Source organism: Pseudomonas sp. C6002 (assembly GCF_013385805.1).
GTDB lineage: Bacteria > Pseudomonadota > Gammaproteobacteria > Pseudomonadales > Pseudomonadaceae > Aquipseudomonas.
In genome coordinates this window covers 195,789-205,133 of the sequence record NZ_JACAPH010000018.1, presented here as the reverse complement: position 1 = coordinate 205,133, position 9,345 = coordinate 195,789, and the positions used below count along the sequence as shown (strand labels likewise).

General features: G+C 63.0%; 9 protein-coding genes and 1 riboswitch. Of the genes, 1 reads left to right on the top strand and 8 read right to left on the bottom strand.

Annotation, left to right across the window (positions count from 1 at the left end; genetic code table 11):
- Nucleotides 1–38: 38 nt before the first annotated feature.
- Genes HX817_RS13355 through cobO form a run of 6 tightly spaced genes read right to left on the bottom strand, consistent with a single transcriptional unit; the run spans nucleotide 39 to nucleotide 6,020 of the window.
- A complete protein-coding gene (locus HX817_RS13355; RefSeq protein ID WP_177040354.1) occupies nucleotides 39–1,490 on the bottom strand; it encodes a cobyric acid synthase in 1,452 nt (483 codons plus the stop codon).
- Entirely contained in the window at nucleotides 1,487–2,476 is a 990-nt protein-coding gene (gene cobD / locus HX817_RS13350) for a threonine-phosphate decarboxylase CobD (RefSeq protein ID WP_177040353.1), read from the bottom strand. The genes HX817_RS13355 and cobD overlap by 4 nt, the downstream gene beginning before the upstream one ends.
- Complete coding sequence (cbiB, locus tag HX817_RS13345) at nucleotides 2,469–3,377, bottom strand: adenosylcobinamide-phosphate synthase CbiB (protein WP_177040352.1); 909 nt, start codon at nucleotides 3,375–3,377, stop codon at nucleotides 2,469–2,471. The genes cobD and cbiB overlap by 8 nt, the downstream gene beginning before the upstream one ends.
- Complete coding sequence (gene bluB, locus HX817_RS13340; RefSeq protein ID WP_003210753.1) at nucleotides 3,374–4,024, bottom strand: 5,6-dimethylbenzimidazole synthase; 651 nt, start codon at nucleotides 4,022–4,024, stop codon at nucleotides 3,374–3,376. Before bluB ends, cbiB begins: the two co-directional genes overlap by 4 nt.
- A complete protein-coding gene (locus HX817_RS13335) occupies nucleotides 4,021–5,412 on the bottom strand; it encodes a cobyrinate a,c-diamide synthase (protein ID WP_177040351.1) in 1,392 nt (463 codons plus the stop codon). Before HX817_RS13335 ends, bluB begins: the two co-directional genes overlap by 4 nt.
- Entirely contained in the window at nucleotides 5,409–6,020 is a 612-nt protein-coding gene (gene cobO, locus HX817_RS13330) for a cob(I)yrinic acid a,c-diamide adenosyltransferase (protein ID WP_003210751.1), read from the bottom strand. Before cobO ends, HX817_RS13335 begins: the two co-directional genes overlap by 4 nt.
- Before the next feature lie 79 nt (nucleotides 6,021–6,099).
- Nucleotides 6,100–6,337: riboswitch (cobalamin riboswitch) on the bottom strand.
- Nucleotides 6,338–6,436: 99 nt separating this feature from the next.
- Here cobO and HX817_RS13325 point away from each other — a divergent pair.
- A complete protein-coding gene (locus tag HX817_RS13325) occupies nucleotides 6,437–7,750 on the top strand; it encodes a sorbosone dehydrogenase family protein (RefSeq protein ID WP_177040350.1) in 1,314 nt (437 codons plus the stop codon).
- Between the two features lie 133 nt (nucleotides 7,751–7,883).
- On the opposite strand, the gene HX817_RS13320 is transcribed toward HX817_RS13325, so the two are convergent.
- Nucleotides 7,884–8,426: a C40 family peptidase gene (locus tag HX817_RS13320; RefSeq protein ID WP_003210749.1), complete on the bottom strand. Its 543-nt coding sequence runs from the start codon at nucleotides 8,424–8,426 to the stop codon at nucleotides 7,884–7,886.
- 144 nt (nucleotides 8,427–8,570) lie between these two features.
- A complete protein-coding gene (locus HX817_RS13315; protein ID WP_003210748.1) occupies nucleotides 8,571–9,200 on the bottom strand; it encodes a C40 family peptidase in 630 nt (209 codons plus the stop codon).
- Nucleotides 9,201–9,345 lie beyond the last annotated feature (145 nt).

The window sequence follows — 9,345 nt, the reverse complement described above, 5'->3', positions numbered from 1 at the left end:
CGCAGCAACGGATATGTACACGGTCCATTACAACCAACTCAAACCCCACACAACGAACGCAGCAACCCGGTATCCAGATGCCGCTCTACCAAGTCCGCCAACCGCTCAATATCCCGCTCCCGCAACCCGTGATAATCCACCTCCTGCACATCCTCCAACCCCGCCCACCGCAACAACGCACTACACGCAGCCGGCGTCTCAAACACCCCATGCAGATAGGTCCCGAGAACCTGCCCATCCTCACTCTGAGCCCCATCCAGGCGCCCATCGTCCAACTGCACCGCAGCCCGCACCAAGCCAGCGCCACTGGTTACACCCGCGTGGATCTCATACCCACTCACCTCGGCCTCCTCCAGCAACAACCGCCCCCGCACGTTACGCAGCTGCTTCTCCTCCTCCAGGGTCGTACTGAACGCCAACAACCCCAGCCCAGCGCTAGAACCACAAGGCCCTTCCAACCCCAGCGGGTCGTGCACCTGCTCGCCGAGCATCTGCAACCCACCACAAATCCCCAGCACCTTCCCGCCATAACGCAGGTGCCGCGCCACGGCCGTGTCCCACCCATTGGCCCGCAAATACGCCAAATCACTGCGCACACTCTTCGAGCCCGGCAAAATAATCAGGTCCGCCGCAGGAATCGCCTGCCCCGGCCCCACAAACTGCAAATCTACCTGCGGGTGCAAGCGCAACGGATCAAAATCCGTGTGATTACTGATCCGCGGCAACACCGGCACCACCACCTTGAGCACCTGCGCCGCCTTGTCGGTCTGGCGCTGGTCGATGCCGTCCTCGGCCTCCAGGTGCAAATCCATCACATACGGCAACACCCCCACCACCGGCTTGCCCGTGCGCGCTTCCAGCCAATCCAGCCCCGGCTGCAACAGCGCAATATCCCCGCGAAACCGGTTGATGATGAAGCCTTTGACCCGCGCCTGTTCGGTCGGCGACAACAATTCCAGCGTACCCACCAGGTGCGCAAACACCCCGCCACGATTGATGTCGGCAATCAGCAGTACCGGGCAGTCCACCGCCTCGGCAAAGCCCATGTTGGCAATATCATTCGCCCGCAGGTTGATCTCGGCCGGCGAACCCGCACCCTCGACCATCACCACCGGGTAAGCCGCACTCAACCGCGCATGAGAGGCCAGCACCGCTTGCATCGCGATGGCTTTGTAATCGTGATAAGCCACGGCATTCATGGTGGTCACGGCGCGCCCATGGATAATCACCTGGGAGCCCGTGTCACTGTTGGGCTTGAGCAATACCGGGTTCATGTCGGTATGGGGCGCCAGGTTCGCGGCCTGGGCCTGCACCGCCTGGGCCCGGCCGATCTCGCCACCTTCGGCGGTCACGGCGCTGTTGAGCGCCATGTTCTGCGGCTTGAAGGGCACCACCGGGATGCCCTGGCGCACCAGCCAGCGGCAGAGTGCGGTCACCAGCGTGCTTTTGCCGGCGTCAGAGGTGGTGCCCTGCACCATCAAGGTACTCATAAGGCTTCCTTGTAGGCCTTCAGTGCCTGTTCCAGCCGCAACCAGTCGGCCTCGGTATCCGGCAGGCCGAAACGCAGGCTGCTGTTGTCGACAAACAAACGCAGCAGAATGCCGCGCTGGGCCATGAATTCATGCAACTGCTCAGCCCGGTCCGTGATCATCCACTGGAACAACGCGCAGCCGCCCTGGGGCCGCAAGTCGTGGCGTTCAAGCACATCAAACAGGCGCTGGCTGGCCGATTCGCAACGCAGCCGCTGTTGCGCATGGCCGGCCGTATCGCGCAGGCATACTTGCCCAAGCACCCGCGTCGGCCCGCTGACGGCCCACGGCCCCACCTGTTCGGCGAGCAGCTTGAGCAGCTTGCGCTCGGCCAGCACGAACCCCAGCCGCACTCCGGCCAGGCCGAAGAATTTGCCGAACGAGCGCAGCACGATCAGGCCGACTTGATGGGCCTGGCCCGCCAGGCTCAGTTGCGGGGTGATGTCCATGAAGGCTTCATCCACCACCAGCCAGCCGCCGCGTTGGGCCAGGCGGGCATGCCAGTCCAGCAGGCGTTGCGGCGTCAGGCTCAGGCCGGTGGGGTTGTTGGGGTTGACCACCACCAGCACGTCGAGGCTGTCGAGGAAGAAGTCGACTTCCTGCTCCAGCACTTCGCGCACGATGTAGCCGGCGCGACGCCAGGCTTCTGCGTGTTCGGCGTAACACGGCGACAGCACACCGACCTTGCCGGCCCGGCGCAGGCGCGGCAATAACTGGATCGCGGCCTGGGAGCCGGCCACCGGCAATACATGGGGCGTGCCGTAATATTCACAGGCAGCCTGCTCCAGGCCGTCATCGTTTTCAGGCAGGCGTGCCCAGGCCCGCAGCGGGATTTCCGGAATCGGGAACGGCCACGGCGCCAGGCCGCTGGACAGGTCCAGCCAGTCTGCTTCTGGAATGCCGTACTGCATCGCCGCCTTGCGCAAGCGGCCACCGTGCTCAAGCATAAAACTCAGCCCCCACACACAGGATCAGCAACCACAGCCACACACCGCGTTGCACCAGTTGCCAGCCACGCTCGATGGAATCCGCATCCGCCGGCGGGCCTTCGCCCAGTGGCGGGCGCTGGTGCAGCTCACCGTGATAAATCGCTGCACCGCCCAACTCCACGCCAAGGGCACCGGCACCCGCAGCCATCACCGGGCCGGCGTTGGGGCTGTCCCAGGTCGGGCCCTGGGTGCGCCAGCATTTGAGAGCCAGGCGGGTTTTGCCCAGCAGCGCGTAGGTCAACGCCACCAGGCGCGCCGGAATGTAGTTGAGCACGTCATCGATCTTTGCTGCGGCCCAGCCGAAACGCTCAAAGCGTTCATTGCGATAGCCCCACATGGCATCCAGGGTGTTGCTCAGGCGATAGAGCACCACGCCGGGCACGCCAGCGACCACAAACCAGAACAAGGCGGCAAATACCGCGTCGCTGCCGTTTTCCAGCACCGATTCGGTGGCTGCACGGGCGACTTCGGTGCGATCCAGCTCGCTGGTCTGGCGGCTCACCAGATAGCTGACACGCTTGCGGGCCTCGTCCAGATCATCACTGCGTAACGCTTGCGCCACCGGCAGCACGTGTTCGCCGAGGCTGCGCATGCCGAGGGCGCAATACAGCGCGAGGATTTCCAGGACCCAACCGATGTAAGGCGCCCACGAGAGGGCCGTGGCCAGCAGGGTCAGCGGCACCACCGCAATCACCCAGGCGGTGACGCCATGGCTGCGCCAGCCCCGACCGCCGGAGTTGAATCGTTGCTCGATGCGCTCGGCAAAATTGCCGAACGCCACCAGCGGATGCCAGCGCCTGGGCTCGCCCAGCAGCGCATCCAGCGCCACGGCAGCGACACTCAGCAAGGCCACACTCATTGACTCACTCCCCAAACATTCTCGTACAACATGTCACTCAGCGGCCGTGGTTCGGTCCAGCCTTCGAGCTGCAACATCGGTGCCGGGTAGAACTCGGCCACCGGGCCCAGGCACAACACGGCCAACGGCTTGGCACCGGGCGGCAGGCCCAGCAGATCGGCCAGGGCCTGGGGCTCGAACAGCGAGACCCAGCCCATGCCCAGCCCTTCGACACGAGCCGCCAGCCATAGATTCTGAATCGCGCAGGACAACGATGCCATGTCCATTTCCGGCAAGGTGCGGCGCCCGAAGATATGCCGCTCGCGGTCGTCCATCAAGGCAGCCACCAGCACTTCGGCGCAGTCGTTGATGCCTTCGACCTTGAGCTTCATGAACTGGTCGGAGCGCTCGCCGAGAGCCTCGGCGGTGCGTACGCGTTCTTCTTCCACTAGCTGCTGGATCTGGCCGCGCAGGTTGCGGTCGCTGATGCGGATAAAACGCCAGGGCTGCATCAAGCCGACGCTCGGCGCCTGGTGCGCGGCTTGCAGCAGGCGATGGAGCAATTGCGGCGCCACGCTGCCACCACTGAAGTGCCGCATGTCGCGGCGTTCGGCGATGGCGCGGTAGACGGCTTCGCGGTCGGCTTCCGGAAAGGCGTTGTCAGTCATGGCCTCTTCGCGAGCAAGCCCGCTCCCACATTGGATTGCGTTTCAACTCGGTCAAGTGTGGGAGCTGGCTTGCCTGCGATGGCGGTCTCAAGGCTTGGCGCAAACAAGGCAGCCACCGCCATCGGGTTGGACGGGAAGTAAAAGTGCACGTAGGAAGCCGTCATCCGGCCCTGACGATAAACCGCCTCGGCACCGCGCCCGCCATTCGGGCTCAGGCCCCGGGCAATCGGCTGCCACTCGGTGCTGGTCAGCGAGTGATGGTAGGTGTGACCGCGCAAGAGGCCTTCGGGCAGTTCGACGTTTTGCAGGGCCAGTGCCGCCAGACGCTTTTGCATCACGGCGTCGCCCTGGAGCAGGCCGACCAGTTCGGCACGGGTGCCGTCGACATCGGTGAGTGAGTCCAGCAGATAGAGCATGCCGCCGCATTCGGCCAGCAGTGGCTTGCCAGCAGCGTGGTGGGCGCGGATGGCGTCGAGCATCGCGGTATTTTCCGACAGCGCCTGGTGATGCAATTCCGGATAACCGCCGGGCAAGTAGAGGCTGTCAGCTTCGGGCAATGCGCGGTCACGAATCGGCGAGAAGAAGCGCAGCTCGGCGCCCATCGCTCGCAACAGGTCGAGGCTGGCGCCGTAGGTAAACGCGAAGGCTTCGTCGCGAGCCACGGCGATGCGCACGCCGGCCAGCAACGGTTGGGCCTCGATCACCTCGGGCGCAGCGAATTCCACCGGCGGTGGCAGCGCTACCTCACAGCTGCTGCCCAGGGCCTGGGCGGCGGCGTCGAGGCGCAGGTCGAGGTCGTTCAATTCGCTGGCCTGCACCAGGCCAAGGTGGCGGCTGGGCAATTCGATCCCGGTTTCCCGGGACAGTGCGCCGTACCAGCGCAGGCCTTCGGTCAGGCTGCCTTCAAGCAGTTGCGCATGGCGCAGCGTGCCGACGCGGTTGGCCAGCACGCCGGCAAACGGCAGGTCCGGCTGGTAACGCGCCAGGCCCAATGCCAGGGCACCGAAGGTCTGGGCCATGGCCGTGCCATCGATGACCGCCAGTACCGGCACGCCAAAATGCCGCGCCAGGTCGGCGCTGGACGGCGTGCCGTCGAACAGGCCCATTACGCCTTCGATCAGGATCAGGTCGGCTTCCCCCGCCGCTTCCCACAGCAATCGGCGACTTTCCTGCTCGCCGACCATCCACATGTCCAATTGATAGACCGGCGCACCACTGGCGCGCTCGTGGATCATCGGGTCGAGAAAGTCCGGGCCGCATTTGAACACTCGCACCTTGCGCCCCAGGTTGCGGTGCAAACGGGCGAGCGCGGCGGTGACGGTGGTTTTGCCCTGGCCGGACGCCGGTGCGGCGATCAGCACAGCAGGACAGTGACGGGGCTGATTCAAAGTTCGATGCCTTTCTGCGCCTTGATACCCGCCTGGAATGCATGCTTGAGCATGCCCATTTCAGTCACGGTGTCGGCCATTTCGATCAATTCGGGTTTCGCGCCACGGCCGGTGACCAGCACGTGTTGCATCGGCGGGCGCGCCTGCAGGTCGCTGAGTACCTGGTCCAGGTCGAGGTAGCCGTGCTTGAGGGCGATATTCAGTTCATCCAGCACCACCAGGCCGATGGCCGGGTTCTGCAGCATTTCCCGGGAGACCGCCCAGGCGGCTTCGGCGGCCACGATGTCGCGGGCGCGGTCCTGGGTTTCCCAGGTAAAACCTTCGCCCATCACGTGGAAGCGCACCTGCTCGGGGAAACGGCGGAAGAACAGTTCTTCGCCAGTGCTGTTGCGGCCCTTGATGAACTGCACCACGCCACACTGCATGCCGTGGCCCATGGCCCGGGCGAGCATGCCAAAGGCCGAGCTGCTCTTGCCTTTGCCATTGCCAGTAAGCACCAGCAGCAACCCGCACTCGTTCGGTGAATTGGCAATGCGCTCGTCAATCACGGCTTTTTTGCGCAGCATGCGCGCCAGGTGGCGTTCGTCACGATCGGGGGATTCAGTCATGGCAGCTCTCCGTTGGGGCTGGACAAAAACGGCGGGCAGGAAAAAGACACATACAGACAGCCAAGCATCGCCCACCGTGATGCTGTTGGATGGATCAGGCCGGTCTCCGGGCTCATGAGTGGCATTGGATGCCGAAGGTGCGCCTTCCCATATCGCGGGCGATACAGTGGCTTAAGGCACCGTCTTGACTCATTTACCGTTGCGGGGGCAGCGCCGGGATCGTGGCAGCACTGTAGAAAAATGCGCTCACTCACCGGCTTCCCTGTTTCACTCAGTCGGCGCGTACGCCACAGAGCACCTGAAACAAGCCGCGAAGGTTAGTGGGTTGGGGGTGGAGCGTCAATTAAAGCCGGACATGCGCGTGAACCATCGGGCCGCTGCGTGCCTCTACCGCTACAGGTATTAAGGAGAAAACCATGCACAAGACCCGACTTGCCCTACTGATCATGCTCGCCGGCACCCTCGCCGCCTGCGGCGAAAGCTCTACCCTGCAAGTGTCCGACGGCACCGGGCCCTCGCCCAAACTGCCGGAACCGAATAAAACCCTGATCCCCACGGTGAATATCGCCCCGGCCATCGGCTGGCCCGAAGGCACCAAGCCAACGGCGGCGGCAGGCACTCAAGTAGCGGCGTTTGCCGAAGGCCTGGACCATCCGCGCTGGCTGTATGTGCTGCCCAATGGCGATGTGCTGGTGGCAGAAACCAATGCGCCGCCCAAACCGGACGATTCCAAGGGTATTCGTGGCTGGGTGATGGAGAAAGTCATGGGCCGCGCCGGGGCCGCCGTGCCGAGCCCCAACCGCATCACCCTGCTGCGGGACGCCGACCACGACGGCATAGCCGAAACCCGCACGGTGTTCCTGGAGAACCTGAACTCGCCGTTCGGCATGACACTGGTGGGCAGCGACCTGTATGTGGCCGATTCGGACAAGCTGCTGCGCTTCCCCTATCAGCCAGGCGAAACGTCGATCAAGGAAGCCGGCACCACGGTGACCGACTTGCCGGGCGGCAGTATCAACCATCACTGGACCAAGAACGTGGTCGCCAGCCAGGACGGCAGCAAGTTGTACGTCAGCGTGGGCTCCAACAGCAACGTCGCGGAAAACGGCCTGGAAGCCGAACAAGGCCGCGCCGCGATCTGGGAAGTGGACCGTGCTACCGGCCAGCACCGTATCTTCGCCTCCGGCCTGCGCAACCCCAACGGCATGGCCTGGGAACCGCAAAGCGGCAGGCTGTGGACGGCGGTGAATGAGCGCGATGAAATCGGCAGCGACCTGGTGCCGGACTACATCACCTCGGTCAAGGATGGCGCGTTCTATGGCTGGCCCTTCAGTTACTACGGGCAGCACGTGGATGTGCGGGTGAGTCCGCAGAACCCGGAACTGGTAGCCAAGGCGATTGCCCCGGACTACGCGGTGGGCCCGCACACAGCCTCCCTGGGACTGACCTTTGCCGAGGGCAGCAAGCTACCGGCACAATTCAGCAATGGCGCGTTTATCGGCCAGCATGGTTCTTGGAACCGCAAGCCCCACAGTGGCTACAAGGTGATCTTCGTGCCGTTTGAAGGCGGCAAACCCAAAGGCCAGCCGGTGGATGTGCTGACCGGGTTCCTCAATAGCGATGAGAAAGCCATGGGCCGCCCGGTCGGCGTGGTGATCGACAAGCAAGGGGATTTGCTGGTGGCGGATGACGTGGGGAACAAGGTGTGGCGAGTGTCGGCGGCTAAATAGCCAGCTTCGCAAACACCGCAAAACAAATGTGGGCGCGGGCTTGCTCGCGAATGCAGTGTGTCAGTCAGCTTGTTGTCGACTGATCCACCGCATTCGCGAGCAAGCCCGCTCCCACATTTGGTTTCGTGTTTTCCTAGGGGTTTCGTGCCAGATGCTCGGCTGGCAACACGCGCTTGGCGCTCAGGTAGGCGTTTTGCCAATAGGCTTTGGACAGCGTGTCCAGCTTCACCGTACCGCCGGTTTGCGGCGCATGCACAAAGCGCCCTTCTCCCACGTAGATCCCGGCGTGGCTGACCTGCGAGCCGCCACCCGTGGCGAAGAAGATCAGGTCACCGGTCTGCAGGTTGTTTTCGCTCACGTCCTGGGCGCGCATCACGATCAGCTCGCGGGTGGTACGTGGCAAGGAGATGCCCGCCGCGTCACGGTAGACGAAACCGATCAAGCCACTGCAATCAAACCCCGAGTCCGGCGTATTGCCGCCCCAGCGATAAGGCGTGCCGACCAGGCCCAGCGCACGAAAAAGCACGTCTTCGGCCGCAGGCGAGAAACTTTGGGTGGCATAGGTGTTGAACACCGGCTTGGGCTTGACGGCCACGGGAGCAGGCGGAGGACGACTTGCGCAGGCGCTCAGCAGCGCGGCGCAAACGAGAAGAATTAGGCGGGCCGAGGTCGACATGGGCAGAACAATCCTGATCTGGATGCGGCTTTCGCTGCCGAACGTTGAAAAACAGAACGCGCAAGCAAAGCTCGCGCGATCAATTTACAACAATGTCCAGGGATTCTAGCGCTTACACGTCAAACTTCAAGTATCACTTTAACTTTACTTGCTGGCGGTAACGGTAGTCGGGGCCATCGCCAGGGCGCGCTTGGCTTCGATGAAGGTTTTGCTCCAGTAGCTGTCACCCAGGTTGTCGACTCGCACACCACCGCTGCGGCGGCTGCTGGAGTGGATAAACTGGTTGTCGCCCAGGTAGATACCGGCGTGGCTGACACGACCACGGCCAGCCGTACTAAAGAAAAGCAGATCACCGGGCTTGAGGTTGTTCCGCGCGACCAACGGTGCATCCACGTTGATCATTTCGCGGGTGGAACGCGGCAGATTCATGCCGGCTTCCTCGCGGAACAGGTAGCCGATGAAACCGCTGCAGTCGAAACCGGCTTCAGAGGTACCGCCGAAACGGTAACGGGTACCGATCAGGGACATGCCGCGTTCGAGAATGCTGTCGGCCAGAACGGGAAGCTGGTAAGGCTTGGCGCCGGCGAAGTCGGCGAGTTCTTTTTCAGTTGCGATCTCTTCCTGATAAACAGTGGAAGACTGCGACGCAACGAATTTTGCCTGGGACTGCTGTACTGGTTTTTGCTGCTCAGCCACGTTTTGAGTGTGGGTGGCGCAACCAAACAACAGGGTAACGAGTGCGAGAGGCACGAGGGGTGCGAAGCGATTTAGCATGGGCACGACCGTGGCTGATGTGTAAAGAAGCCGAGACTATGCCTTCTATCACATCGATTTGCAAATTCAATCGTGATCTATGTGACTTCTTGTTTGGACTATGACATCTAAGCCCTTAACACCCTATGCCAGCCATTTGCGTGGC

Bases quoted from the DNA above. Each gene is read 5' to 3' on its own strand.
- HX817_RS13355 (WP_177040354.1), bottom strand. From the start codon at position 1,490: ATGAGTACCTTGATGGTGCAGGGCACCACCTCTGACGCCGGCAAAAGC.
- cobD (WP_177040353.1), bottom strand. From the start codon at position 2,476: ATGCTTGAGCACGGTGGCCGCTTGCGCAAGGCGGCGATGCAGTACGGC.
- cbiB (WP_177040352.1), bottom strand. From the start codon at position 3,377: ATGAGTGTGGCCTTGCTGAGTGTCGCTGCCGTGGCGCTGGATGCGCTG.
- bluB (WP_003210753.1), bottom strand. From the start codon at position 4,024: ATGACTGACAACGCCTTTCCGGAAGCCGACCGCGAAGCCGTCTACCGC.
- cobO (WP_003210751.1), bottom strand. From the start codon at position 6,020: ATGACTGAATCCCCCGATCGTGACGAACGCCACCTGGCGCGCATGCTG.
- HX817_RS13325 (WP_177040350.1), top strand. From the start codon at position 6,437: ATGCACAAGACCCGACTTGCCCTACTGATCATGCTCGCCGGCACCCTC.
- HX817_RS13320 (WP_003210749.1), bottom strand. From the start codon at position 8,426: ATGTCGACCTCGGCCCGCCTAATTCTTCTCGTTTGCGCCGCGCTGCTG.
- HX817_RS13315 (WP_003210748.1), bottom strand. From the start codon at position 9,200: ATGCTAAATCGCTTCGCACCCCTCGTGCCTCTCGCACTCGTTACCCTG.